At 61.5% G+C, this 25,190-nt stretch carries 23 protein-coding genes; 12 read left to right on the top strand and 11 right to left on the bottom strand.

Annotation, left to right across the window (positions count from 1 at the left end):
• The first annotated feature begins 238 nt into the window (after positions 1 to 238).
• The 7 genes from QUV21_RS06780 (at position 239) to QUV21_RS06810 (ending at position 4,986) form a co-directional block, all read left to right on the top strand.
• Complete coding sequence (locus QUV21_RS06780; RefSeq protein ID WP_300853880.1) at positions 239 to 853, top strand: ribonuclease D; 615 nt, start codon at positions 239 to 241, stop codon at positions 851 to 853.
• Positions 834 to 1,805, top strand: a complete 972-nt coding sequence (locus tag QUV21_RS06785) for a KpsF/GutQ family sugar-phosphate isomerase (protein ID WP_300853881.1) — start codon at positions 834 to 836, stop codon at positions 1,803 to 1,805. The genes QUV21_RS06780 and QUV21_RS06785 overlap by 20 nt, the downstream gene beginning before the upstream one ends.
• Positions 1,806 to 1,807: 2 nt before the next feature.
• Complete coding sequence (gene lptC / locus QUV21_RS06790; RefSeq protein WP_300853882.1) at positions 1,808 to 2,410, top strand: LPS export ABC transporter periplasmic protein LptC; 603 nt, start codon at positions 1,808 to 1,810, stop codon at positions 2,408 to 2,410.
• Between the two features lie 19 nt (positions 2,411 to 2,429).
• Positions 2,430 to 2,924, top strand: a complete 495-nt coding sequence (locus tag QUV21_RS06795; protein WP_300853883.1) for an LptA/OstA family protein — start codon at positions 2,430 to 2,432, stop codon at positions 2,922 to 2,924.
• On the top strand, positions 2,924 to 3,685 hold the full coding sequence (gene lptB, locus QUV21_RS06800; protein ID WP_300853884.1) for an LPS export ABC transporter ATP-binding protein: 762 nt from the start codon (positions 2,924 to 2,926) through the stop codon (positions 3,683 to 3,685). The genes QUV21_RS06795 and lptB overlap by 1 nt, the downstream gene beginning before the upstream one ends.
• Before the next feature lie 224 nt (positions 3,686 to 3,909).
• On the top strand, positions 3,910 to 4,485 hold the full coding sequence (gene raiA / locus QUV21_RS06805; protein ID WP_300853885.1) for a ribosome-associated translation inhibitor RaiA: 576 nt from the start codon (positions 3,910 to 3,912) through the stop codon (positions 4,483 to 4,485).
• 36 nt (positions 4,486 to 4,521) lie between these two features.
• On the top strand, positions 4,522 to 4,986 hold the full coding sequence (locus QUV21_RS06810) for a PTS sugar transporter subunit IIA (protein WP_300853886.1): 465 nt from the start codon (positions 4,522 to 4,524) through the stop codon (positions 4,984 to 4,986).
• Here QUV21_RS06810 and QUV21_RS06815 read toward each other — a convergent pair.
• The 7 genes from QUV21_RS06815 to cysQ all read right to left on the bottom strand — a co-directional run bounded on the left by QUV21_RS06815 (position 4,983) and on the right by cysQ (position 12,868).
• The gene (locus QUV21_RS06815) at positions 4,983 to 6,380 is read right to left on the bottom strand and encodes a nodulation protein NodH (protein WP_300853887.1); all 1,398 of its coding nucleotides are present in this window, start codon (positions 6,378 to 6,380) and stop codon (positions 4,983 to 4,985) included. The two genes, QUV21_RS06810 and QUV21_RS06815, sit on opposite strands and share 4 nt — an antisense overlap.
• 4 nt (positions 6,381 to 6,384) lie before the next feature.
• A complete protein-coding gene (locus QUV21_RS06820) occupies positions 6,385 to 8,082 on the bottom strand; it encodes a beta-1,6-N-acetylglucosaminyltransferase (protein WP_300853888.1) in 1,698 nt (565 codons plus the stop codon).
• Positions 8,079 to 9,089 carry a glycosyltransferase family 2 protein gene (locus QUV21_RS06825; protein WP_300854156.1) on the bottom strand — a complete coding sequence of 337 codons (1,011 nt, stop codon included), beginning with the start codon at positions 9,087 to 9,089 and terminating at the stop codon, positions 8,079 to 8,081. Before QUV21_RS06825 ends, QUV21_RS06820 begins: the two co-directional genes overlap by 4 nt.
• 13 nt (positions 9,090 to 9,102) lie before the next feature.
• On the bottom strand, positions 9,103 to 10,194 hold the full coding sequence (locus QUV21_RS06830; RefSeq protein ID WP_366907655.1) for a glycosyltransferase family 2 protein: 1,092 nt from the start codon (positions 10,192 to 10,194) through the stop codon (positions 9,103 to 9,105).
• A 3-nt stretch (positions 10,195 to 10,197) separates the two neighbouring features.
• Positions 10,198 to 11,094 (bottom strand): UTP--glucose-1-phosphate uridylyltransferase GalU, encoded by an 897-nt coding sequence (gene galU / locus QUV21_RS06835; RefSeq protein ID WP_300853889.1) that lies wholly within the window; start codon positions 11,092 to 11,094, stop codon positions 10,198 to 10,200.
• Positions 11,095 to 11,279: 185 nt separating this feature from the next.
• Complete coding sequence (locus tag QUV21_RS06840) at positions 11,280 to 12,080, bottom strand: manno-octulosonate cytidylyltransferase (RefSeq protein ID WP_300853890.1); 801 nt, start codon at positions 12,078 to 12,080, stop codon at positions 11,280 to 11,282.
• A complete protein-coding gene (gene cysQ, locus QUV21_RS06845) occupies positions 12,077 to 12,868 on the bottom strand; it encodes a 3'(2'),5'-bisphosphate nucleotidase CysQ (protein ID WP_300853891.1) in 792 nt (263 codons plus the stop codon). The genes QUV21_RS06840 and cysQ overlap by 4 nt, the downstream gene beginning before the upstream one ends.
• Before the next feature lie 121 nt (positions 12,869 to 12,989).
• Here cysQ and QUV21_RS06850 point away from each other — a divergent pair, with 121 nt between their 5' ends.
• The 4 genes from QUV21_RS06850 to dnaJ all read left to right on the top strand — a co-directional run bounded on the left by QUV21_RS06850 (position 12,990) and on the right by dnaJ (position 17,770).
• Positions 12,990 to 13,814: an ABC transporter permease gene (locus QUV21_RS06850; protein ID WP_300853892.1), complete on the top strand. Its 825-nt coding sequence runs from the start codon at positions 12,990 to 12,992 to the stop codon at positions 13,812 to 13,814.
• Positions 13,811 to 14,419, top strand: coding sequence for an SH3 domain-containing protein (locus tag QUV21_RS06855; RefSeq protein WP_300853893.1), 609 nt, complete (start codon positions 13,811 to 13,813; stop codon positions 14,417 to 14,419). The genes QUV21_RS06850 and QUV21_RS06855 overlap by 4 nt, the downstream gene beginning before the upstream one ends.
• A 215-nt stretch (positions 14,420 to 14,634) precedes the next feature.
• Positions 14,635 to 16,542, top strand: coding sequence for a molecular chaperone DnaK (dnaK, locus tag QUV21_RS06860; RefSeq protein WP_300853894.1), 1,908 nt, complete (start codon positions 14,635 to 14,637; stop codon positions 16,540 to 16,542).
• 73 nt (positions 16,543 to 16,615) lie between these two features.
• Positions 16,616 to 17,770, top strand: coding sequence for a molecular chaperone DnaJ (dnaJ, locus tag QUV21_RS06865; protein WP_300853895.1), 1,155 nt, complete (start codon positions 16,616 to 16,618; stop codon positions 17,768 to 17,770).
• Positions 17,771 to 17,830: 60 nt separating this feature from the next.
• Here the strand turns inward: dnaJ and QUV21_RS06870 are convergent, their stop codons facing one another.
• On the bottom strand, positions 17,831 to 18,901 hold the full coding sequence (locus QUV21_RS06870) for a DUF475 domain-containing protein (RefSeq protein WP_300853896.1): 1,071 nt from the start codon (positions 18,899 to 18,901) through the stop codon (positions 17,831 to 17,833).
• 108 nt (positions 18,902 to 19,009) lie between these two features.
• On the opposite strand from QUV21_RS06870, the gene radC reads away from it, so the two are divergent.
• A complete protein-coding gene (gene radC / locus QUV21_RS06875) occupies positions 19,010 to 19,780 on the top strand; it encodes a DNA repair protein RadC (protein WP_300853897.1) in 771 nt (256 codons plus the stop codon).
• A 43-nt stretch (positions 19,781 to 19,823) separates the two neighbouring features.
• Here the strand turns inward: radC and QUV21_RS06880 are convergent, their stop codons facing one another.
• From QUV21_RS06880 to secA, 3 genes are all read right to left on the bottom strand, one after another.
• Positions 19,824 to 21,350: a phosphate ABC transporter substrate-binding/OmpA family protein gene (locus tag QUV21_RS06880; RefSeq protein WP_300853898.1), complete on the bottom strand. Its 1,527-nt coding sequence runs from the start codon at positions 21,348 to 21,350 to the stop codon at positions 19,824 to 19,826.
• Positions 21,351 to 21,368: 18 nt separating this feature from the next.
• Positions 21,369 to 22,286, bottom strand: a complete 918-nt coding sequence (locus QUV21_RS06885) for a hypothetical protein (RefSeq protein ID WP_300853899.1) — start codon at positions 22,284 to 22,286, stop codon at positions 21,369 to 21,371.
• A 147-nt stretch (positions 22,287 to 22,433) separates the two neighbouring features.
• A complete protein-coding gene (gene secA, locus QUV21_RS06890; protein WP_300853900.1) occupies positions 22,434 to 25,166 on the bottom strand; it encodes a preprotein translocase subunit SecA in 2,733 nt (910 codons plus the stop codon).
• Positions 25,167 to 25,190: the final 24 nt, after the last annotated feature.

Below are 25,190 nucleotides of genomic sequence, written 5' to 3' on the forward strand. Positions count from 1 at the left end.
GGCTTGGCGCAATTGACCCATGCGAACAGTGAGTCTCTCAAATACCGCAGCCAAGGCTGAACCCGGCGCGACAGACCCGCCCGGGGGCCAGCCCACCGCCTGCACCGGATCGGGCGACCCCGGCCACCTTCCGCTTCGCACCAATCCCCGCCAACCGCGACAGCCTGATCCGGCCCAAGGTTGACCCCAAGAGGTGCGGGGCGTAATCGGAAGGCGCATTCAGGAAAAGAGATCACCCGTGGCCATTCACCTTCACAAGACCGACCTTCCCGATGGGCTGACCCTTGGCCCGGTGGTGGCGATTGATACCGAAACCATGGGGCTGGACCCGCGCCGCGACCGGCTTTGCGTGGTGCAGCTTTCCGATGGGTCGGGCGACGCGCATCTGGTGCAGATCGCGATAGGCCAGACCAGCGCGCCAAACCTGGAGCGGATGCTGGCCGACCCGGCGGTGCTGAAGCTGTTCCACTTTGGCCGCTTTGACATTGCGATGCTGAAGCAGGCCTTCGGTGTGACGGCGGCCCCGGTCTGGTGCACCAAGATCGCCTCGAAACTGGTGCGGACCTTTACCGACCGCCACGGCCTGAAATACCTGCTGGCCGATCTGGTCGGGGTTGATGTCTCCAAGCAGCAGCAGACAAGCGACTGGGGGTCAGAGGTTCTGACCGAGGCGCAGAAGGAATATGCGGCATCCGATGTCTTGTATCTGCACAGGCTGAAGGCCGAGCTTGAAGCGCGACTGATGCGCGAAGGGCGCCTGGAACTGGCGCAACGCTGCTTCGATTTTCTGCCAACGCGGGCCGAGATGGACCTGCTGGGTTGGGGCGATGCGAATGACATCTACCTTCACTGACCCGACCTCTGCCGATTTTCTGAGGACCGGACGCCGGGTGATCCAGCGTGAGGCGGGGGCGCTGGAGGCGCTTTCCGAGGCGATTGGTGAAAGCTTTTCCGCTGCGGCGGCGCTGCTGATGGCGGCCAGGGGGCGGGTGATCGTCTCTGGCATGGGGAAATCCGGGCATATCGCGCGCAAGATCGCCGCGACCTTCGCCAGCACCGGAACGCCGGCGCATTTCGTCCACCCGGCAGAAGCCAGCCATGGCGATCTGGGCATGGTGGCCGAAGGCGATGTGCTGCTGGTGTTGTCAAACTCGGGCGAGACGCCGGAACTGGCTGATATCGTCGCCCATTCGCGCCGCTTTGGCATATCTCTTATCGGGGTGGCCGGGCGGGCCGGGTCAACCCTGTTGCGGCAGGCGGATGTTGCGATCCTGCTGCCAGAGGTGCCAGAGGCGTGCGAAACGGGGATCGTCCCCACGACATCCACCACGATGACGCTGGCCCTTGGCGATGCCTTGGCAATTGCATTGATGGAACATCGCGCCTTCACGCCCGACCATTTCCGCATGTTCCACCCCGGCGGCAAGCTGGGCGCGCGGCTGTTGCGGGTGCGTGATCTGATGCACGATAACCCCCCCCTCGTGCCGGAAGACCTGGGCATGGGCGAGGCCCTTCTGGCCATCACGCGCAGCGGTTTCGGCGTGGTGGGCGTGACCGATGCCGAAGGGCGGCTGGCGGGGATCATCACCGATGGCGACCTCAGGCGGCATCTGGATGGGCTGATGTCTCATACCGCAGGCGAGGTGATGACGCGAAACCCGCGGACGATTGGCACCGACGTTCTGGCGGGGGAAGCGCTGGCGGTGATGAATGATCGCAAGATCACCTGCCTTCTGATCACCGAAGACAGCACCGCGATCGGCATTCTGCATGTGCATGACTGTCTTCGCGCAGGCGTGGTATGATCATGGCTCGGGCTGATGCGCATACACGGCTGGTAAACTGGCTGAAGGTTGCCCTGCCCTTGATTGCGCTGGTCCTGCTTGCGACGCTGTTCTTGCTGGCCGACCGGATCGACCCCGAAGATGCGCTTCCCTATGCCGAGGTTGATGTGGAGGCCCGGGCGCGCGAACCCCGGATGACCGCGCCGACCTATGCGGGAACAACTTCTGACGGGGCGGCACTGACCCTTGCGGCCGATGAGGCGCGGCCTGCGGCCGAAGGCACCGCTGCAAAGGCGCAGGGTCTGCGCCTGCAACTGGACACGCCTGACGGCAGCCGGACGGAATTGCTGGCACCCTCTGCGGTAATGGATCAGACCCAGCGCGAGATCGTGCTATCCGGCGGCGTAATCGTCACCACCTCGTCCGGCTATCGTCTGGAGACCGCAGAGGTCGCGGCAAAGCTGGACCGGTCTGGGCTGGAAAGCCGCGCTTCGGTATCGGCCACAGGGCCGGGCGGAGAGATCGAGGCAGGCAGCATGTCCCTTGGTCAGGACAACCAGACTGCGGGGGCCTATGTTCTGGTTTTCAAGGATGGGGTCCGGCTGATATACCGTCCGGGCGGCTAGACGCCGAGAGGTTCAACGAATGGCATTCAAGTTTTGGTCTTTTGGTGTTGCGGCGACGCTCATCTGCGTTGCGGCTGCGGGCTTTGCGCAAGAGGCAAAGATCGCATTTGGCGATCTTGATCAGGACACGACCCTTCCCGTCGAAGTGCAGGCTGACCAGCTGACGGTGAACAATGCCGATGGCATGGCGGTGTTCAGCGGCAATGTCCGGGTGGTTCAGGGCGAGATGGTGATGGCCGCCGCAGAAGTACAGGTGAAATACGCGGCCGACGAAAAGTCGATCGACCAGCTTGTTGCCTCGGGCGGGGTGACGATCACAAATCTGGGTGATGCGGCAGAGGCAAGGGAAGCGGTCTATACCATCGACAGCGGCGTGATCGTGCTGACCGGCGATGTCCTGCTGACGCAAGGCCCCTCGGCAATGGCCGGTCAAAAGCTGACGATCAACCTGAAGACCGGAAGTGGCGTGATGGAAGGCCGGGTCAGCACTGTCTTCGTGCCGGGCGGCAACTGATGGCCATGAAACCGGAACTCACGATCACCGAAGGGGCGGGCGGGCTTCAGGTCCGGTCGTTACGCAAGAGCTACAAGAAGCGGCCGGTCATCCGCGATGTCAGCCTTGATCTGCGTCGGGGCGAGGTGGTGGCACTTCTGGGGCCGAACGGATCGGGCAAGACGACCTGCTTTTATGCCATCGCGGGCCTGATCTCGCCGGAAGGCGGGCAGGTGTTGATCGATGGCAAGGACGTGACCGCCCTGCCGATGTATCGCCGGGCGCGGATGGGAATTGGCTATCTGCCGCAAGAGGTGTCAATTTTCCGAGGACTCAGCGTCGAAGACAACATCCTTGCCGTGCTGGAGATCGCGGTCGATGACCCGCACAAGCGGCGCGAGAGGCTGGAAGAATTGCTGTCGGAGTTCTCGATCACCCATCTGCGACGCACACCCGCCATGGCGCTTTCAGGTGGGGAACGGCGGCGGGTGGAGATTGCGCGCTGTCTGGCGGCCGACCCGAAATATCTGCTGCTGGACGAACCCTTTGCCGGGGTCGACCCGATTGCCGTGGGCGAAATCCGCCATCTGGTCCATGATCTGAAAAGCCGCGGGATCGGTGTTCTGATCACCGACCACAACGTGCGCGAGACGCTGGAAATCGTGGATCGCGCCTATATCCTGCATGATGGCAAGGTGCTGATGTCGGGAACCACGGACGAGGTTGTCCGGGATGAAACCGTTCGCCGCGTCTACCTTGGCGAAAACTTCCGGATCATCTGACACATCTTCCCGCGCGGACCCATCGATTCGGTTGACAAGGGGCCATGGGCTGACGCCAAATACCCATGATGCGTGCGTTTGATGCCCTTGCCATGTTCCGGTTCGCCGCGGTGACCCCAGCCGGCAATCCCCTTCTGACGCAACGTTTTTTCCGTTCCAGACTGGAAGACCCGGACGGCCCGGGATGACCCGGCCCAACCGGCTGCATGAGAAAAGGAGAGGCCATGCGCTATCAGATCAGTGGAAAACAGATCGACGTCGGTGAGGCCCTTCAGACGCATGTAAAGGCGGAAATGGGCGAGGTGGTTGAGAAATATGCCCAACGACCAACAGAATGCATCGTGGTTTTTTCCAAGGTTGCGCATGAGTATGTCTGTGAAGCGGTGATTCATCTTTCCACCGGCCTGACAGCGCAGGCCAAGGGCCATGCGACCGAGATTTACGCCGCCTTCGAAAGCTGCCGCGAAAAAATGGACAAGCAGTTGCGCCGCTACAAGCGCCGCATCCGCAACCATCACAACCACCGTGCAACCCCGGTTGAATTCGGCGGGGCGGCCTCGTATATCCTCGCCTCGTCCGAGGATGCCGAGGATGTGGAGCCCGAAACGCTTCAGCCCATCGTGATCGCCGAGATGGAGACGAAGATTCCTTCGATCACCGTCGGCGAAGCCGTGATGCAGCTGGAACTGGCCGGGCAACGCATGCTGGTGTTCCGAAACGAAGGTCATGGGGGCGTGAACGTGGTGTATCGTCGGGAAGACGGCAACATCGGCTGGATCGACCCGCGCAACAGCAAGTAACAGACGCCATCTTCGGCGCGGGATCATCGCCCAGTCATGGAACTTTCCAAGCTACTTACGCCAGGGGCCGTTCGGGTTGTCGGGCAGTTCACCTCCAAGAAGCGCCTTTTTCAGGAGCTGGGCGAAATCGCCGCGCAGGCTTACGGGCTTAGCGCGGCGGTGGCGATCGATGGCCTGCAAGAGCGTGAGACGCTGGGGCCAACCGGCGTGGGGCATGGCGTGGCCCTGCCCCATGCGCGGCTGGAAGACCTTAAAGGCATCGTAGGGGTGTTCCTGCGGCTGGAAAAGCCGCTGGATTATGACAGCGTCGACCGGCAGCCGGTGGATCTGGTGTTCGGTCTGTTCGCCCCGAAGGATTCCGGGGTCGATCATCTGAAGGCGCTGGCTCTGGTCAGCCGCACGATGCGTGATGCGGGTGTGGTGGCAAAGCTGCGGGCCAATTCCGATCCGGCGAAACTCCACGCGATCCTGACCGAAAGCCGTGCGCCACAGGCAGCCTAAGGCCGCCAGCAGCCAAAGCCGAAACCTGTGTAATCGCGAGCATAAGCCTCGGCCGCGGCGGTCTCCAGCCTGTCATCATGAATCGCAGCAAGCGCCTGGGCCGCAGCATCATCAGCCGGGACAGGCGACGCAGGAAGCCCGATTTCCGCTGCAAGAAAGCCAAGGCCTTCGCCCAGCCGGTCTTCCCGGATCACCAGATCAAGAGGCCGGAACGTTGCGAAACCCTGCACGATTGCAGTCTGGGTCGCCCAGCTTGGGTTGACCCGCTGCCCGGTCTGGCCCGCCGTGGCCAATTGGGCATAGCGCAGAAAGATCAGGAACGCCGCGCGTTCCGATGCGGCATCGGGGAAAGGCTGACCTGGTTCCGGCAACTCGGCCTTGTAGGCGCGGATCAGGATGCGGCGATGGTCGGCAAGTTGACCGGACACGATCCTTTCCCGAAAAGCCACATGGGCGCGCAACAGCGGATGGCGGATCACGGTAAAGCTGCGATGCCCCGGATGGTCACGCATCCACTGGCGCAAGGACTTCTGCCCGAACTCATCGACCAGCCCACCATGGCCGGCAAGCCAGTTGCAGATTCCCGTATCGGGGGCTGAACGGACAGGAAAGAACAGTATCGGCGCATCCCGGGTAGCGACGACATTCGGGATCGCGGCAGGTCGGCGCGGCTCAAAGTTCGGCGGGCGGGACAGGGCGAACAGATCAATCCGCTGCAACGCGACAGCCAGCGCCTCGGGATTTTCCAGCTTTGCTTCGATGGGTTCGGGATTTTGCTTCTTAAGCGTATCGTCCACCGCCTTCAGCCGCCCCTCAACCCCAAGAAAGGCAGCAAGACCGTTCAGAACCTCGACCGAGGAAAGGTCTTCATAATCCAGGTAGAAGGCCGTCTGGCCTGTGGTCTGTAGCCGGTTTAGAAGCTGAAGCTGAAACCCTTGCAGCGTTGCAAGATGTCTTTGAAATTCGTCCGCATCAAAACGGGCCTTGGCGGATTTCAGCCCTTTTGCATCGGTCAGCTTCCACTGGCCGGTCGCGCCGGCGATCTTCCAGCTTACATAGCTTTCCAGCGGGTTGCGGGTCAGGATGATCTTGGCGCAGCCCGGATCATCCATGACCAGATCAAGCACCCGCGGATCGTGGTCGTGAAAGAAGCGAAACCCCGAAAGACCCACGGTCTCGGACCGCAACCTGCGCAGCATCCGCTTCGGATTGGCTTCACGCTCGTCAATCGAGATGCCGAACAATTCCAACTGGTCTTTCCGGCCGATGAAGTGCGGGTTGAACACCTCGCCATGGCTGGTAACGCCGGCAAGCGCATTCAGGTTGGACTCAAGGAAGTTGGATCCGGTGCGCATCTCGGCGAAAAGAACGAAGCTGTGGAAAGAGCCTGCCACCCGATCACCGCGCCAACTGCGGACGGACCATGCCCCGCCCGATCCGATCCATCTCGATGACTGCCGGGAATTCACCCATCAGCACCGGCTGCATCCCCTGATTGCGCAGTTCTTGCAGGAAGCCGCCGAAACCGGACAGATCCACCATGCGCGGCAATTCCGTCATCCGGTGCGGCGCCCGGGGGTTCAGATCGTCAACGATCTGGTGCAGATGTTCCACCGGATCCTCGACAAAGTCAGCCAGCGTCCAGACGCGGGTACGGGCCTTGGTTTCGGGGCCTTGCAGCAGGGCAATGAAATCCGCCTCGATCTTCTGAAGCCGCGCCGCCTCGGCCCGGATCTCGGGAACGCTGCGACCCGAACGCCAAAGCGGAATCGCAAAGGCACCCGACACGATCGCGATGCTGGCGTTCGGGTCGCCTGCAAGAAACGGTGCTATATCCTGGACATCGCCGGGACCGAACTGAAAGCACTGCCGTTCGCCGCGTGTGTTCCAGATCAGGCTGGTCAGGAAGCTGCGCGGGTTATAGTCGCGCAGGCTGGCACTGTCAGACAATCCACCCTTGAACACCGGTTCGCCGCCCGAAAACTGCGCACGGTCCGGGGCAAACAGATGGCCATGCACCCGGGCCTCGGCAACTCGGGCCAGCCAAGGGTGAAAATCGCTGAAAAGGTCGTCAAGGCCTTCAAAAACCCCATAGGGCGCCGCGGCGCGATTGGCGCCGCGCGCCTTCGAGGGAAACCGGCTTTGCATGTAAAGCCCCGGGCGGCCTCGGGTGCGGCGTTCCACGGCCTTGGCGAACAGGCGGTCAATCTTGCCCGGGTTGGGTTCCGGCCGACTGGCGGTCTCAGTCGCAGGCGCAAGGTAGGTGTCGTAAAGCTGGTCCGCCTGCGGCCAGATCTTGCGGGCGACGAATGCTTCCGTCCGACGCAACAGATGCATGTGATCGTCATAAAAGACGTAGGGACGGCCCTGAAAATCGAACTTCGACAGGGTCAGTGACCGGCTTTCGACACGGGTCGACAACTGACGGACAATCGTCTGAAAATAGCTTTCATCCGGAATCCAGACCCTGCGGAAATAGCGGTCATGCCGCGCGCGGTCCGGGTGATGCAGGATCGCCTGCAAAGTGGGGCGGGTCAGGCACCACCACTGGCTGCCAAGATGCGGCACAATGCCTTCGGGGATACGGCGCTGAAATCCCAGACGGCGTTGCAGGCGAACATAGCGATCAAAGAACTGACGCTGCTTCTTCCACGAAAAGGGAAAGCGCAGCGTGAAACGTTCTTTGTTCAGTCCGCCGACGGTCCAGCCGACATCGGCCGTTGTGACGCTTTCGATGAAATCAGTGTGCGGATGGGCGGCAAGATGGGCCTCCAATTCCGCTACTGGGCGGATGGGCAGGCACGACCCGGAGGCAAGGTAGACATGCCCCGCCTGTGGAAAGTCCTGCAACATGCGGGTGGCGGCTTCGATCGTCGCCTGAACCAGGCTGAAGGTTCCCCATTCACAGGCAATGCGGCGGGAAAACCGCACGTCCGGCAGATCGGCCAGAGCGGCGGCAAAGTTGGCCCGATCCGCTTCGGCAACCCGGCGGTCAAGGTGGATCACCACCGGGCAGCCAGCCTGCGCCCAATGCCGGGCAACCTGGGCTGCGCGGTGCAGCGAGGCATGGCAAAGCATCACGACGCCAACGGTCACGCCCAGTTTCCCTTCGACATCAGACCCAGAATCTCAAGCTGGCGCCAATTGATGTATTTCTCGCTCCAATTGCACCACAAATCGCGTTCACGCGCGATTCCTTCGCGATAGGCGCGATACTCGTGACTTTCAGCATAGTGCTGGCCGCGCCGGAGTTCTTCTTCTGCCTTGGCAGCGAATGTGTCCAGAAACTTGGCGTGCAGAAGACAGCCGGAAGGTTTTTCGCCGCCACCGCTTTCATAGGTCAGGTTCAGCCCCCGCGGCAGCATCATGTGTGTTGAACTGACATAGGCATAGCCCGGATCCCATTTGACCAGCGGGATCTTGTTCATCGCCGGCGCCTTCTTCGGGGCATCGGCAAAGAAGACCCGGGCGCGGGGGCCACCTTGGATCCAGAGGTTCAGATAGGGCCAGTTGCGCTTTATGGTGTAGTTGCCGCTGTCGAAATACTGGGCAATCTCGAACGGGTTCTGGCCCTCTCGGTAGGGCTGCTCATGCATCGCGCCTTTTGGATACATGTCCAGAAGCATTGCCGCAAAAGCACGCGATCCGGCGCTGTCCAGCCAGTCGGTCAAGGCACGCAGGGGGCGCGTTTCGCAGAACGGATAGACCAGAAATTCATCTACATCGACGGTAAGACACCAGTTGCCGGTGCCATGCCGACGCAGAAGATGCATCAGCCAGTCCATGCCAAAGCGCGACTGCTTGTAGCCGGCGCCTGTGGTCCAGAGCGATACGTCCTTCTGTTCGGCCAGATATTCGCGGGTGCCGTCATCTGAACCGTTGTCGACGATCAGGAAGTGATCGACCCCAAGCTTGCGATAATAGTCCAGAAAGAAGGGCAGCCGCACCCTTTCGTTGCGCATCGCGGAAAACAGCAGGATCGGCTGCGCGCGCAGACCAACCATGCGATTGGCAATCTGGCTCAATTGACGGCGGCGGCGAAAGGCGCGCAGCAACAGCCGCTTGCGCTGCAAGCGCAGTCGATAGACCGAGATCAGCCCCATGGAGCCCACCCCGTCATATCCAGCCACCACGTGACATCAGGCCAAGCGCCTCCATTTGCCGCCAACCGGTGTAACGGGTGGATCGCGCGCAATGCAACACCGGGTCCGCGGCAAGCCGATCATAGTAGGCTGCGTATTGCGCACCATCGGCGAAATGTTCGCCGCGCGACTTTTCCTCGGCCGAACGGTCAAGGATTTCGGGCAGAAACTTGGTATGCAGCAGGACGCCGGACGTGCGTTCACCGCCCGTGGTGTCATAAACCTCGTTCAGGTGGGGCGGCAGCAAGGCATGTGTGGAGTTCACATAGGCATAGCGCCAGTGCCAGCGGACCAGCGGCGTCTTGTTCAGCGTCGGGGCCTTGCGCGGGCTGTCGGCAAAGAAGGCGCGCGCCCGAGCGCCGCCCTGCACCCAAAGATTGCGCATCCTTGGCTGGACCTGCACCTGATAATTGCCGCTGTCGAACCAGCCCAGCCGGTCAATGGGGTCGTCCCCCGGGGTATGGCCCGCCTGCGACACCGCCCCTTCAGGATACATGTCCACCGTCAGCGCGCCAAAAGACGCATGACCTTGCCGGTCAAGCCATTCTGTCAGCGCGGCAAGCGGACGGCTTTGCCAGTAGGGGTAGATCAGGATCTCGTCGGCATCCAGCGTCAGGCACCAATGGCCATGCCCGTGCCGCAACATCAGCCATGTCAGCCAGTCCATCCCGAAGCGCGCGGCCTTGTAGCTTGCACCGGTGCGCCAAAGCGAAACATCCGGCTGGCTGGCCAGCAAAGCAGACGTACCGTCAGTGCTGGCGTTGTCCACGATCAGGAAATGACGAACTCCAAGGCGGCGGTTGTGGTTCAGCGCGAAGGGAAGGCGCGAAGCCTCGTTCCGGACGCACATGAAGCAAAGGACATCTTCGGGGGTGATTTCTGCCGTCCGGTCGGCAACCGGCACCAATTGCCCGCGACGGCGTGCCGCGCGCAACAGAAGCGCCCGGCGCCGCAGGCGCAGCCGATAGGCTTGCCAGGGCGACCACGCCCCAAGGCCCGGTTCCGGCAATTGTCCGATCGGGCAGGCACTGGGCAGGCGTTGTCTTGGGGCGGTGGCAGGCTCCAAGGCTTACTGCGCCGCCTTCTGCATGGACATCAGCTCGTGCAGGAAAGTCTCAAACTCCACTCCGAATTCCGGGCGCGACAGGCCAAACGCAACCGTCGCCTGAAGAAAGCCGATCTTGGACCCGCAGTCATAGCGCTGACCCCGGAACCGCAGACCATGAACACCGGCCTTGCTTCCGGTTTCCTCGGCAATCGCATCGGTCAACTGGATTTCCCCGCCTGCACCCTGCTTCATCCGATTGAGGTTGGTCAGGACTTTCGGTGTCAGGATGTAGCGACCGATGACGGCAAGGTTCGATGGTGCTTCACTTGCCTTCGGTTTTTCGACCATGCCCCTGACCTTGACGACGGAACCTCTCTCATCCTCCACATCCAGCACACCATAGCTGGAAATGCGTTCTGGCGTTACCTCCATCGCGGCAACCATGCAGCCGCCGGTTTCGGCATGCGCCTCAACCATCTGTTGCAGACAGGGGCGTTCGGCGGCAATCACGTCATCAGGAAGCAGGACCGCAAAGGGTTCGTTGCCGATCAGACGGCGCGCGCACCAGACGGCGTGACCAAGACCCAACGGCCGGTTCTGCCGGACATAGGCGATTGCGCCCGAATCCATGTTGGTGCCTTTCAGCACCTCAAGCAGTTCGTCCTTGCCCGATCGGCGCAGGGCGCTTTCCAGTTCGGGAGCGTGGTCAAAATAGTCCTCAAGTGCAGATTTTCCGCGTGAGGTGACAAAGATGAACTCCTTGATCCCGGCAGCGCGGGCTTCGTCGATTGCGTATTGGATCAAGGGGCGATCAACCAGCGTCATGATCTCTTTCGGGATCGACTTGGTTGCCGGAAGGAACCGCGTGCCAAGACCCGCCACAGGAAATACGGCCTTGGTGATTTTCTTCGTCTTCATGTTCGATCCGTTCCTGCGCACAAAGGGCCGACGCTGCGGCCCGAACTTTTGTCAACAGCACACTTAGAGCAGGTGAATCTGACCTTATCCGGGCAAGCGCGCGGCAACATCGCCAATTTGCACGGCATAATCCCGCTACGCACGAAAAATATTCATGACATGCCGGCGCAGGACGCCAGAAGCCGCTACTCTCGCGCCGCCGCCTGCTTTGCGAGCATCGCTTCGATCACCTCAACATCCGAAGGGTTGTTCAGCTCCCAGAACTCGCGCCCCTGCGATTCCACCTCGACGCAAAGTACGTTCCGGCCGTTTTCCAGAAAACGAAGCTGTTCCAGACCCTCCAGCGTCTCCAGCGGGCCAATTGGCCAGGCGCTGTAGGCGGCAAGTGCGGCCGGGCGGTAGGCGTAGGCGCCGACGTGGTGGAAGACGGGGGTTGGCTCATCCGGGGCATAGTCGCGACCGGTGTAGGGAATCACTTCCTTGGAGAAATACAATGCTCGGCCACCGGCACCGAAGACCGCAGTCGTGCCACCTACACGCCCTGCGCGGCGATCGGCCAGAAAGCCTGCCACGGCGCGGCCATCGCAGCGCAGTACCGGGGTGGCGATGTCGGCGGCCGGGTTGGCGGCAAGGCCCTTGACCAGCGCCTCGACAAACCATGCCGGCGTGAGCGGGGCGTCACCCTGAAGGTTCACGATGACGTCGAAACCAGGAAGGACCGCGGCAACCTCGGCGCAGCGTTCGGTGCCGTTGCGCGCAGCGGGCGAGGTCATCACGACCTCGGCCCCGAACTCTGCCGCATGGTCGGCGATTCGGGCATCATCCGTCGCCACGACCACTCGGTCGACGCCACGCACCGACATCGCTGCCTCCCAACTGCGGCGGATCAGGGTCTTTTCCCCATCCGGCCCACGCAACGAGACCAGCGGCTTGCCGGGATAGCGGGTCGAGGCATAGCGGGCAGGAATGGCAACAAGGGTCTTCATTTCAACACCACCCCCGGGGCATGGGCGATGAAGAACGGATTGTCCCAGCCGCGCTTTCCATAGCCCAGCGGAGAGTGGTCATCAAAGCGCACCACATGCCCGCCAGCCCCGCGCAATACGGCGTCACCGGCTGCCGTGTCCCATTCCATCGTGCGGCCAAGGCGGGGGTAAAGATCAGCCTCACCCGTGGCGACAAGGCAGAACTTCAGACTGGAGCCGGCAGATTTCATGTCCCTGACCGCATAGCGCGAAATATAGTCGTCCGTCGCCTGATCACGGTGCGACTTCGAGGCCACGACCATAAGCGCCGCATTGTCCGGGCGCGAAACGCGCAGCGGCCGGGTCTTGCCCGGCGTCGCCTTGTCGAAGGGGCCGGTTTCCTCCACGGCAGTTCCATCGGCAAGGGTGTAAAACAGACGCTCCTGCGCCGGGGCATAGACAACACCGCTGACCGGCACCCCGTCTTCCACATAGGCGATGTTGACCGTGAAATCGCCACGCCGCTGGACGAATTCCTTGGTGCCGTCCAAGGGATCGACGATCAGGAAGGTCCGGGCGATCAGGGAATGACTGTCAGCCTGCTCCTCGGTGATCAGCGGCACGTCCGGAAAAGCCGCACGCAGCCCGGCCGAGATCACGGCATCTGCGGCTTCGTCGGCCTCGGTCACCGGGCTGGCATCACCCTTGGCGCGTACCTCGAATTCGGGGCCGTTATAGACCTGCATGATACGGTCGCCCGCCTCCAGCGCGAGTCGGCGCATGAGTGGCACCAGAGTTGCACGGTTCATTACTTCTCCTGTCGGAACGATCACGGCGATTGAACAACTTGTCCGCCGCCTTTATCCTTCGGCACTAACGGATCGGCAAGGTTTCCCTGCACAAGGTGCGAAAGCTGACAGGATTGATCAGATGTTCCGCCACGCAAGCCGCAGGAAGACAACATTCGGGACGGGGTTCGAAACCCTTGAACTGATCTTCCATGCCGCCGTCCGCGACATGCGCAAGACCAACGGAAATGCGGTTCTGGGCCTTGTGCTGACCATCATCCAGTCGCTTCTGATGGTCATCATCATGTATACGATGTTCGAACTTCTGGGCCTGCGCCGCATCGCGGTGCGCGGCGACTTCATGCTTTATGTTATGTCGGGCGTCTTCATGTTCATGACGCATATCAAGTCCATCGGCGCGGTTGCCGGTGCGGACGGGCCGACATCGGCGATGATGATGCATGCTCCGATGAATCCGATCATCTCGATCTGCGGGGCGGCTCTGTCCACGCTGTACAAGCAGACGCTCTCGGCGGCGGTGATCCTGTTTACCTATCACGCGGTCTTCACGCCGATCTCTATCGATGAACCGGTGCAGCTTCTTGGCGTCTTCCTGATTTCGTGGATTTCCGGCGTGGGGATCGGCATGGTCCTCTTGGCGGCGAAACCCTGGCAGCCGGAACTGATTGGCATCCTGACCATCATCATCATGCGGGTGAACATGATTGCGTCGGGCAAGATGCTTCTGGCCAACAACACCCCGGCAAGCGTACGCGCGATGTTTGACTGGAACCCGCTGTTTCACACCATAGATCAGGGGCGGGGTTACATGTTCCTCAACTATGCCCCACGCTACACGTCGATCGATTACCCGCTTTATGTGGCCATGGTCTGCATCATGATTGGCCTGATGGCGGAATTCTTCACCCGCCAACATGCCTCGGCAAGCTGGAACAAACGCCGTTGATCCGCACTTCCCTTCTGCTTTTCCTCCTTTTCGCAGGCGTTTTGCCCAGCCCGCTTGCGGCGCAGGACTTTCCGGCGCTGTTTTCTGTTTCGGGTGTTGCCCCGGATGACAGCCTCAACATCCGGGCCGCCCCCGATCCTGCCGCGCCGATCATCGGGACGCTTCCGTTCGACGCCTCCGGAGTCGAGGTTGTTTCGGTCACCGACGGCTGGGCGAAGATCAACAGCGGCGAAGGGACAGGGCATGTGGCGCTGTCCTACCTCATGCGGGACGATGGGGCTGCCTGGTTCACCCTGCAACAACCATTGTTCTGTTTTGGAACCGAGCCGTTCTGGTCGCTGGAACTTGATGCCGCCAACGGTCTGATCACCCGAAAAAGTCCGGAAGTCCCGGCCCCCCTGATTGACCGGATCGGTGATACATGGCCCGGAAAACCCTGGTCCCCCGCTGCGGCGATTGCCTTGCCGGATGGTCTGGCCGTGCTGCGTCCGGCCGATTGCAGCGACGGCATGTCGGACATGACCTATGGCATTGCGCTGGACGTCTTCCTGAACGGCCCCGACGGCAGGCGCCTTTCGGGCTGCTGCACACTGGCGCTTCGCTGATGCAGGCTGCCAACGGTACGCTTTGGCCGAATTTGCAGCAGGCGCGATGAAGATTCACCACAGACTGTGTATTGCAGACGTTGCAGGGGCATTTGCACCTGCCTATATACGGCTGGCACGACGGCAGGCCGCCAGACCTGTCGCCTCATCATGGCGGGGATGCCGATATGCACGGGTCCGCGCCGGAACATCGCCTGAAGTAAAGGGATACGCATATGGCCAAAGTCATCGGTATTGACCTCGGGACCACCAACTCCTGCGTTGCCATCATGGATGGTTCGCAGCCCCGGGTCATCGAAAACTCGGAAGGCGCACGCACGACGCCTTCGATCGTCGGCTTCACCGACTCGGAACGTCTGGTCGGGCAGGCTGCCAAGCGGCAGGCCGTCACCAACGCCACCAACACCGTCTTCGCGGTCAAGCGCCTGATCGGGCGTCGGTTTGATGATCCGGTGATCCTCAAAGACCAGAAGAACATGCCGTACAAGATCGTTAACGGCGGCAATGGCGACGCATGGGTCGAAGCGCGCGGCGAGAAGTATTCGCCAAGCCAAGTGTCGGCTTTCATCCTGCAAAAGATGAAGGAAACCGCGGAAAGCTATCTGGGTGAAACCGTCACCCAGGCCGTGATCACCGTTCCGGCCTATTTCAATGACGCCCAGCGTCAGGCCACCAAGGACGCAGGCAAGATCGCGGGTCTTGAGGTGCTGCGCATCATCAACGAACCGACGGCCGCGGCGCTGGCTTACGGCCTCGACAAGAAAGAGACCAAGACCATTGCCGTCTATGACCTTGGCGGCGGCACCTTCGACATCACCATCCTCGAAATCGACGACGGCCTGTTCGAGGTGAAATCCACCAACGGGGACACGTTCCTTGGCGGTGAAGATTTCGACATGCGGATCGTCAACTACCTCGCGGATGAGTTCAAGAAAGAGCATGGCGTTGACCTGTCTCTGGACAAGATGGCGCTGCAACGTCTGAAGGAAGCTGCCGAAAAGGCCAAGATCGAGCTTTCTTCGGCCAGCCAGACCGAAATCAACCAGCCGTTCATCAGCATGGACAAGAACACCGGGCAGCCCCTGCACCTGGTGGTCAAGCTGACCCGTTCCAAGCTGGAAAGCCTGGTCGAGGATCTGATCAAGAAGTCGATCAAGCCCTGCATGGCCGCGCTGAAGGATGCGGGCGTTTCCAAGGACGACATCGACGAAGTGGTTCTGGTCGGCGGCATGACCCGCATGCCCCGCGTGATCGAGGAAGTGACCAAGTATTTCGGCAAGGAACCCCACAAAGGTGTGAACCCTGACGAAGTCGTGGCATTGGGCGCTGCCATTCAGGCTGGCGTGCTGCAAGGTGACGTGAAGGACGTGGTCCTTCTGGACGTGACTCCGCTGTCCTTGGGCATCGAAACGCTGGGTGGTGTCTTCACCCGCCTGATCGACCGCAACACGACGATCCCGACCAAGAAGTCTCAGGTCTTCTCCACCGCCGAAGACAACCAGAACGCGGTGACGATCCGTGTCTTCCAGGGCGAACGCGAGATGGCCGCCGACAACAAGATGCTGGGCCAGTTCAATCTGGAACAGATCCCGCCCGCCCCGCGTGGCGTGCCGCAGATCGAGGTGACCTTCGACATCGACGCCAACGGCATCGTGTCGGTGAAAGCCAAGGACAAAGGCACCAACAAGGAGCAGGCGATCACGATCCAGGCGTCCGGCGGTCTGTCGGATGACGAGATCGAAAAGATGGTCCGCGACGCCGAGGCGAATGCCGAGGCTGACAAGGAACGCCGGGAACTGGTGGAAACCAAGAACCAGGGCGAAAGCCTGCTGCACTCGACCCGGAAGTCGCTTGCCGACCACGGTGACAAGGTTGACCCCTCCACGGTTGAGGCGATCGAACTGGCGATGAGCCCGCTTGAAGACGCGCTCAAGGGTGAAGACGCGGGCAAGATCCGCAGCGGGATCCAGAACCTGACCGAAGCCGCGATGAAGCTGGGTGAGGCGATCTACAAGGCCAACCAGTCCGAAGGTGGCGGCGGTGACGAAGAACCGCGCCCGGTGGATGACGATGATATCGTCGATGCCGACTTCGAAGATCTGGGCAACAGCAAGCGGAAGTAACACCGCGTGAACCGGAAAAGGGGGCGGTCCGGCAACGGACCGCCCCCCTCCGGTTCGGTTTGGGGGTTTTGCCGTGGCAAAGCGCGATTATTACGAAGTCTTGGGTGCCAGTAAGGGTGCTTCGGCTGATGAGTTGAAGAAGGCCTATCGCCAGAAGGCGAAAGAGCTGCACCCTGACCGCAACTCTGACAATCCACAGGCCGAGGCCCAGTTCAAAGAGGTGAACGAGGCTTATGAGGTTCTGAAGGACGAACAAAAGAAAGCCGCCTATGACCGCTTTGGTCATGCGGCCTTTGAGGGCGGCATGGGCGGCGGGCCGCGCCCCGGTGGCGGCTATGGCCAGCAGGGCGATTTTGCTTCGGCCTTCTCGGATGTGTTCGAAGACCTGTTCGGGGATTTCATGGGGGGCCGTGGGGGCGGCGGCGGCGGCCGCAGCCGGGCTCAGCGTGGGTCAGACCTGCGCTATAACCTGCGCGTGACGCTGGAAGAGGCGTATAACGGCATCCAGAAGACCATCTCGGTTCCCACAGCCGTCACCTGTGACGTGTGCAGCGGGTCCGGCGCGGAAGGCGGGGCTGAACCTGTCACTTGTCCCACCTGCTCGGGCATGGGCAAGGTTCGCGCCCAGCAGGGCTTTTTCACTGTGGAACGCACCTGCCCCACCTGCAACGGCATGGGCCAGATCATCAAGAACCCCTGCCGGAACTGCGGCGGCCATGGCCGGGTGCAGAAGGAGCGCACCCTTTCGGTCAACATCCCGCAGGGGGTGGAAACTGGCACCCGTATCCGGCTTGCGGGTGAGGGGGAGGCAGGCCTGCGCGGTGGCCCGAACGGTGATCTTTACATCTTCATCGAGGTCAAGGACCACGCGATCTTCCAGCGCGACGGCGTGCATCTGTTTTGCCGCGTCCCCGTTTCCATGCCCACAGCCGCCCTTGGTGGCGAGGTCGAGGTGCCGACGATTGATGGTGGCAAGGCCAGGGTCAAGGTTCCGGCAGGCGCCCAGACCGGCAAGCAGATGCGGTTGCGACTGAAGGGCATGCCTGCCCTGCGCAGCAACAACACCGGCGATATGGTGATCGAGCTTGCCGTGGAAACCCCGGTCAACCTGACCAGCCGCCAGCGCGAGCTTCTGCGCGAATTTGAAGCGCTGTCGGAAGAAAACAACCCGGAATCCTCGTCCTTCTTCTCGAAGGTGAAGGGGTTCTGGGACGGGATGAAGGGCTGATCTTCCCCGACAATGGCACCGGACCCTGACAATGGGTCCGGTTGCCGTGCATCCTGCGGCTTACGGGGACTGGTCGGCGATCAATTCGTCGTGGCTATCCCCGTTCAGGCGACGCCAGCGGATCGAAGACCAGAACGCCACCGCGATGAACCCCGCGCCAAGCAGACCGGTGATAACCTCGGGAATATGGGCAAGCGTCTGGCCGAACATCACGCAAGCCAGCACGAAGATCGACCAGAAGGCCCCGTGTTCCAGATAGCGAAACTCTGACAGGGTCTTGCGCTCGACCAGCATGATCGTCATCGACCGGACATACATCGCGCCGACGCCCAGACCGATGGCGATCAGAAACAGGTTCTGCGTAAGGGCGAAGGCCCCGATCACGCCGTCAAAGCTGAACGAAGCGTCAAGCACCTCAAGGTAAAGAAACGCCCCGATCCCGCCCTTGACCGCAAGGTCGGCGGCCTTGTCGGCCCGGTCAAGGATATGGCCGATGACATCGACGATCAGGAAGGTGACCAACCCGGCCACAGCCGAATAAAGGAAGGTCGCCAGAACCGCTTCGGGCATGATCGTGGCGAAGATCAGGATGATCGTCAGAACGATGGCCAGCTCCAGCCCCTGCACCGACGAAAACCGCGACATCGCCCGTTCGATCATGGCGATCCAGTGGATATCCTTGCCTTCGTCAAAGAAGTATTTAAGCGCGACCATCATCAGGAAGGCCCCGCCAAAGGCCGCGATGGACAGATGCGCCTCGCCCACGATGCGGGAATACTCCTCGGGTTCCGAGGCCGCCAGCCGCAAGGCCTCGATCGGGCCGATCTTGGCGGCGAAGACCACGATCAGGACCGGAAAGACGATCCGCATGCCGAAAACGGCAATCAGGATGCCCCATGTCAGGAAACGGCGCTGCCAAAGCGGTGTCATTTCCTGCAACTTGTTGGCGTTCACAATGGCGTTGTCGAAGGAAAGGCTGATCTCAAGCACCGAAAGGACCACGCCGATGAACAGGAAACCAAGCGCACCTGACAACGTGCCGCTATAGGCAAAGCCCAGCCAGACCGACAGAAGCAGGCCGACCCCGGTGACAAGGAAGGCCCAGCGGAAGTAATGCATCGCGGTTGACATCGGTTTCCCCCGGCTGACCAAGCCCTGCTCTAGGGCCAAGCAGGGAAATCTGCAAGCAATCGGGCGGTATTTACCATTCATTCACAGTTGCGGCGGCAGGGTCTGTCCATGGCATTACCTTCCGGCTTCAGCGATTCCCTGTTTCCGCAGCTTTCCCCGCCAGTTGACGGGGACGAAGCTGCCTTTGCACCCGTGATGGCCAGACTTCCCAGCTACATCGCGGATCACCGCACCCGGCTGCGGGCGCGGTTTCTTGAAGGTGGCGCCGCTGCCATGCCGGATTATGAGCTGCTGGAACTGGTCCTGTTCCGCGCCATTCCCCGGCAGGATGTGAAACCCCTTGCCCGGCTGCTGCTGGACACGTTCGGCGACTTCAACCGGGTCATCACCGCCTCCCCTGCGCGGCTACAGATGATCAAGGGCGCAGGCCCCGCCGTGGTGCTTGAATTGAAGCTGGTCGAAGCCGCCGCCCAACGGATGATGCGGGCGCGGGTGATGCAAAAGCCGCTTCTGTCCAGTTGGGACGCGCTTTTGGATTATTGCCACACCACGATGGCGCACCGCGAAACAGAACAGTTCCGCGTGCTGTTCCTTGACCGCAAGAATGTGCTGATCGCCGATGAGGAACAGGCCAAAGGCACGGTGGACCATGTGCCTGTCTACCCGCGAGAGGTGGTCAAGAGGGCGCTGGAACTGAACGCGAGCGCCTTGATTCTGGTCCATAATCACCCTTCCGGCGACCCGACGCCTTCCGAAGCCGATCTGTCGATGACCCGGCAGGTGCAAGACGCTTGCGCCGCGCTTGGGCTTGTCCTGCATGACCATCTGATCATCGGCAAATCCCGCGAGCTCAGCTTTCGGTCCAGCGGCTATCTTTGAGCGGTCGCCTCGGCTACAGGCACGCCCTGCCACGGCAACCAGATCAAGGGGTGGCCGGATCAGCGCTGACTGACGGTAGCCCGAAATCTGGCACCAGCCACAACTCCACCCGGCGGTTCAACTGGCGACCAATCGCGGTTTCATCGCAGGCCATGGGCAGCGCTTCACCAAAGCCTTCGATGGCTGGCAGGGCTGAAACTGGCAGATCGGGGGCAATGACGGCCAGTTCCTGCGCCACCTTGGCCGCACGTTCCACCGACAGCGCCAGATTGGCCGCCGCCGGACCAGAGCCGTCCGAAAACCCTGCCAGCACCATGCGTTGATTGCGGAATCGGCCCGATGCAATCAGTTGCGCCAGATCGGCAAGGTTATCACGGGACTGGGCATCGAGCGTTGACGATCCATCTTCGAACCGGAAGGTCAGCGAAAGCCTGTCCGCGCCATCCATCAGGTTCACCAGCCGCTTCAGATCGGCCAAGGTGATGTCGTCGCCTGCGCCTTGAATGGCGTTGATCAGGCGCAGACCGTCCGCCGTCATCGGCTGGCTGGAGGCGGAACGATCGATATAGCCGCTGGCGGAAATCACGGATTGCGCAGCCGGGGTGCGCAGAAAATCCAGAAACTCCCGCGCCAAAAGCGGCAAGCGCCGCTGCGGGGCCAGAAGGATGACCGGCAGCGAAAGCGGGTAGTCCTGGGCCTTGACGGCAAGCGGAGTGGGCAGCAACGGAAAACCGCAACTGTCGGTCAGCGGAATCTGCCGGGCCGGCAGGCTGGTGGACCTGCCGGTGATCCCGATGGCCCAAGGGTCTTTGGCAACGGCGTCGGCCAGACTTTGCTGGTCAAGGTGCAGGGTTGCGGCAGCAACGGGCGCGCCAAGCCGTGCTGACAGGGCTTGCTGTAGTTCCGTTTCGGGCCTGAGGGCATGCAGGACGATGGGCATGTCGGGTCCGCCAATGGCCGACCAGTTGTCGACCTCGCCCGTCAGGACGCGGGCAAGATTGACTGTCGAAATCTGCGGTGTCGGATTGTCCGGGGCAACGATGGCAACAAGCGCATCCATCGCAACGCTGTGGGTGCCAAATCCGCGCTCGGAAAGAAACGACAGCTTCAGATCCGCATCGCCAGACGAAAGGGCAGCCGTCGCGGCGCCGGGCGGCATGGCGCGAAAGCTGATCACCGCCAGCTCATTGCGGCTGTCGGGGTCAAGAATCCGGGCTTGAAAGCCATCCCCCGGGGTTGTCTCGTAGATCAGGCCGCGTCGCTCGGCAAAGCTGCGAAACAAGCTGGGCAACAGGGCCGCTGCGGGGTCGGCTGCACCAACCACCCGGATCACGGCCTTCGGCGCGGCAAGGTCCGGGCAGGCCGGGCCTTCGCAGATCACGCCCTGGCCATCAACAGTCAGCATCCCGTATGAGGTTTCGATCCGGTAGAATTCGCCATCATAGGCCTGAAGCGAGCCGGTCAGCACGATGCCCCCTTCGCGCGCCACAAGTGTCACGTCCTGCGCAAAGGCCGAATTTATGCAAAAAATGGCGGCAGATGCTGCCGCGACTGCCGCCTTGAAACCCATTGCCTGCCAGATTGGCCCCTATCTTGGAGCGGCGAGTGTCAGGTCGCGGAGAAGATTCTTCAACAGCAGAATGTCACCAGAAGTGCCGCAAAGTGGCACTTCCACGGCCAGTGTCGCCAAGGTCACTTTTCCACCACGGGCAAGGATCGTTTCGACCGGCAGCGTCCGCCCGCAGGTTTCAGGCGTGATCCGAAGTTCGACCGTAAGATCGGCTGACGAAGGGTCGTCAGCCGGCAGGGTATAGACCTGAGCCAGCAACGGCTGGGCGACCTTGGCCGTTCCCAGCAAGGCGATCTTGCGGAGGCCGCCATCCGCAGTCCTTCCCCCGCTGCTGCCGGAAAAGACCTGACCGTTCTCTTCCGCGCGCAGATCGAATTGTGCGGGCAGATGCATTTGAACCCCAAAGCGGACATGCGCGGCAGCGTCAGGAACCGACACGGTCGCAAGTGTCATCTCCGACCCGTCAAAATAGGCGGCAACAAGGGCGTCGGCCTCCAACGCCGGAATTTGCAGGCGCAGTTGGCCCTCAGGGGGGGTGACTGCAGTAAAGGACAGGCCAGAGTGGCGGATCACGACACGTTCGCCGCGATGGCAAGGCGCCGACAGTGCAAGGTCGATCATCGCCCCGGCCGCCGCCGTAAGGCCCAGCGCCACATCACAGGCCTGCGGTCCCCGCCCCTCGGCCGTAGCGGCAACGGGGGTAATGCCGGTCAGTCTTGGCAGGCCATCGCCCGTTCCGTCGTCAAGCGACGCGGATCCGGGAAGGCTGTTCCCCGGAGTGCCGATTGCGGCAGTCAGTTCTGGCTGGCCAACCGAAACGGCCGCCTCCAGACGTGCAGTTGCAACTGTGGGACGCAGGGTTTCCACCAGTTCGCCAGCCGCTACAGCGACAGACAACACAGCAACAACCCGCAAAATCCGCTTACGGCCGATCATTCCAGCCACCTCAACTCGAATCACTTCTGAGACACTTAAGGGGCAAACCGGGCGATGCGGTGGCTTTTTTGCGCTAAGATTCTTCGTCTTGCCACTAATTTGCCACAGATGGCCCGGGCCTGACTGGCCCGGATGAGCCGCAAACAGTCAGACAAGACGTCCGTGGCAGTGCTTGAACTTCTCACCCGATCCGCAGGGGCAGGGATCGTTGCGCCCCGGATTTCCCCAAGTGGACGCGTCTGCCGCATCAAAGCCAGCCAGTGCCGCGCCAACCGCTGCCGCAGGGGCCACACCCGCCATTGCAGGTTCGGGTGTTTCGGCCGCAGCCGTTACCGTAGCTTGCGGTGCCTGCTGCTGCGCCAGCATCTGCCGCATCATCGCCTCTTGTTCTTCCTTGGTGACCGGACGGATGCGTGAAAGCTGCTGGGTCACCTGCTCACGCAAAGAGTTCAGCAGGGTCTCGAACAGCTGGAACGCCTCGGTCTTGTATTCGTTCAGCGGGTCACGCTGCGCATAGCCACGGAAGCTGACGACCGACCGCAGATGTTCCAGCCGCAGAAGATGTTCGCGCCACTTGCTGTCAATCGCCTGCAACAGCACCTGCTTCTCGATCGTTTCCATCGTCGAGGTGCCAAAGCCTTCGGCCTTTTCGGCCATCATCTTGTCGGACGCCTCGATGATCCGCTCCATCACGCCAGACTGGTCAACGCCTTCCTCGGCGGCCCAATCGGCAATCGGCAGGTCAAGGTTCAGCATGTCCTGGCAAGCGGCCTTCAGCCCCGCCACGTCCCACTGATCGGGGTAGCTTTTCGGCGGCATGTTCAGATCGACCAGATCCTCGACAAGCTGATGCCGCATGTCGGTGGCGATATCAGACACATGTTCGGCCAGCATGATCTCCATCCGCTGACCGAAGATGGCTTTGCGCTGGTCGTTCATCACGTCGTCGAACTTCAAAAGCTGCTTGCGGATGTCGAAGTTGCGGCCTTCAACCTTGGCCTGCGCCTTTTCCAGGCTCTTGTTGACCCAGGGGTGAACGATGGACTCTCCGTCCTTCATGCCCAGCGTCGAAAGAACCTTGTCCAGGCGTTCCGACCCGAAGATGCGCATCAGGTCGTCTTCCAGCGACAGGAAGAATGCCGAACGCCCCGGGTCACCCTGACGGCCCGACCGGCCGCGCAACTGGTTGTCGATCCGGCGGGATTCGTGGCGTTCGGTGGCAAGGACGAACAGACCGCCAGCGGCCTTCACGGCCTCTTCCTCGCCGGTATGGGCGGCTTCGATGCGGGCGCGGATGGCGACATGGTCACCTTCCGGGTCAGCCGCGATGGCTTCCAGCACCTTGAATTCCACGTTGCCGCCAAGCTTGATGTCGGTTCCGCGGCCCGCCATGTTGGTGGCGATGGTCACCGCCCCCAGCTTGCCGGCGTCAGCGATGATCTTGGCTTCCTGTTCATGCTGACGGGCGTTCAGCACGTTATGGGTGATCCCGGCCCCCTTCAGCAGGGCGGAAAGCTGTTCCGACTTTTCAATCGAGGTGGTGCCGACAAGGATCGGCTGGCCCTTGGCATGCGCCTCCTGAATGGATTTCAGGATGCCGTCAGACTTTTCGCGCGCGGTGCGGTAGACCTGATCATGTTCATCAATCCGCTGCACCGGGCGGTTGGTCGGCACTTCGACCACGCCCAGACCGTAGATTTCGGCAAACTCCTCGGCCTCGGTGGAGGCGGTGCCAGTCATGCCGCCAAGCTTTTCATAAAGCCGGAAGTAGTTCTGGAAGGTGACGCTGGCATAGGTCACGTTTTCAGGCTGGATCTTCACGCCCTCCTTGGCCTCGATCGCCTGATGCAACCCGTCCGAAAGGCGGCGGCCTTTCATCATGCGGCCGGTGAATTCGTCAATCAGCATCACCTCGCCATCGCGGACGATATATTGCTGGTCCTTGTGAAACAGCTTGTGCGCCCGCAGCGCCTGATTGACGTGGTGAACGATGCTGGTGCTTTCGGTGGCGTAAAGGCTTTGGCCTTCGGGCAGGATCCCGGCCTGCAACAAAAGGTCTTCAATCGCCTCGTTGCCTTCTTCGGTGAAGGTCACGTTGCGGGCCTTTTCGTCCAGCTTGTAATGGTCTGGCTGCAAAAGCGGGATCACCGTGTCGACCGACTGGTAAAGCGGGCTGCGGTCCTGACTTGGGCCAGAGATGATCAGCGGGGTCCGCGCTTCGTCGATCAGGATCGAGTCGACCTCGTCAACGATGGCGTAGAAATGCCCGCGCTGCGACATCTCTTCGATCGACGACTTCATGTTGTCGCGCAGGTAGTCGAAGCCAAGTTCGTTATTGGTGGCATAGGTGATATCGGCGCGGTAAGCGGCGCGCTTTTCATCATCCGGCTGGTGCGCGTAGACAACACCCGTGGTCATGCCCAGCTGCGCATAGACCTTGCCCATCCAGTCCGAGTCACGCTTGGCCAGATAGTCGTTCACCGTCACCACATGCACGCCCTTGCCGGTCAGCGCGTTCAGATAGGCGGCAAAGGTGGCGACAAGGGTCTTGCCCTCGCCGGTCTTCATTTCGCTGATGTTGCCCTGATGCAGGAAGATCCCGCCCATCAACTGCACATCAAAGGCACGCAGGCCCAGCGCCCGCTTTGCAGCCTCGCGGCAGTTGGCAAAGGCTTCTGGCAGCACCGCCTCAAGGCTTTCGCCACCTTCCTGCACGCGCTTTTGCAAATCACGGGTGCGGGCGATGATCTCGTCATCCGTCAGCTTCTGGAACTCGGGCTCCAGAGCGTTGATCTGCGCCACCAGCGGACGGACGGATTTCACCTTGCGGTCGTTCGGTGACCCGAAAACCTTCCGCGATAGCGCACCAATTCCCAGCATGTTTTCTCCGTGGGGCGACGTTCC

It is taken from the genome of Tabrizicola sp. (assembly GCF_030373185.1).
Classification (GTDB): Bacteria; Pseudomonadota; Alphaproteobacteria; order Rhodobacterales; family Rhodobacteraceae; genus Tabrizicola.

Bases quoted from the DNA above. Each gene is read 5' to 3' on its own strand.
- QUV21_RS06825 (WP_300854156.1), bottom strand. From the start codon at position 9,089: ATGGGGCTGATCTCGGTCTATCGACTGCGCTTGCAGCGCAAGCGGCTG.
- QUV21_RS06785 (WP_300853881.1), top strand. From the start codon at position 834: ATGACATCTACCTTCACTGACCCGACCTCTGCCGATTTTCTGAGGACC.
- QUV21_RS06850 (WP_300853892.1), top strand. From the start codon at position 12,990: ATGTTCCGCCACGCAAGCCGCAGGAAGACAACATTCGGGACGGGGTTC.
- radC (WP_300853897.1), top strand. From the start codon at position 19,010: ATGGCATTACCTTCCGGCTTCAGCGATTCCCTGTTTCCGCAGCTTTCC.
- QUV21_RS06870 (WP_300853896.1), bottom strand. From the start codon at position 18,901: ATGTCAACCGCGATGCATTACTTCCGCTGGGCCTTCCTTGTCACCGGG.
- lptC (WP_300853882.1), top strand. From the start codon at position 1,808: ATGGCTCGGGCTGATGCGCATACACGGCTGGTAAACTGGCTGAAGGTT.
- galU (WP_300853889.1), bottom strand. From the start codon at position 11,094: ATGAAGACGAAGAAAATCACCAAGGCCGTATTTCCTGTGGCGGGTCTT.
- raiA (WP_300853885.1), top strand. From the start codon at position 3,910: ATGCGCTATCAGATCAGTGGAAAACAGATCGACGTCGGTGAGGCCCTT.
- cysQ (WP_300853891.1), bottom strand. From the start codon at position 12,868: ATGAACCGTGCAACTCTGGTGCCACTCATGCGCCGACTCGCGCTGGAG.
- dnaK (WP_300853894.1), top strand. From the start codon at position 14,635: ATGGCCAAAGTCATCGGTATTGACCTCGGGACCACCAACTCCTGCGTT.
- QUV21_RS06885 (WP_300853899.1), bottom strand. From the start codon at position 22,286: ATGATCGGCCGTAAGCGGATTTTGCGGGTTGTTGCTGTGTTGTCTGTC.
- secA (WP_300853900.1), bottom strand. From the start codon at position 25,166: ATGCTGGGAATTGGTGCGCTATCGCGGAAGGTTTTCGGGTCACCGAAC.
- QUV21_RS06880 (WP_300853898.1), bottom strand. From the start codon at position 21,350: ATGGGTTTCAAGGCGGCAGTCGCGGCAGCATCTGCCGCCATTTTTTGC.
- QUV21_RS06810 (WP_300853886.1), top strand. From the start codon at position 4,522: ATGGAACTTTCCAAGCTACTTACGCCAGGGGCCGTTCGGGTTGTCGGG.
- lptB (WP_300853884.1), top strand. From the start codon at position 2,924: ATGGCCATGAAACCGGAACTCACGATCACCGAAGGGGCGGGCGGGCTT.
- QUV21_RS06840 (WP_300853890.1), bottom strand. From the start codon at position 12,080: ATGAAGACCCTTGTTGCCATTCCTGCCCGCTATGCCTCGACCCGCTAT.
- QUV21_RS06795 (WP_300853883.1), top strand. From the start codon at position 2,430: ATGGCATTCAAGTTTTGGTCTTTTGGTGTTGCGGCGACGCTCATCTGC.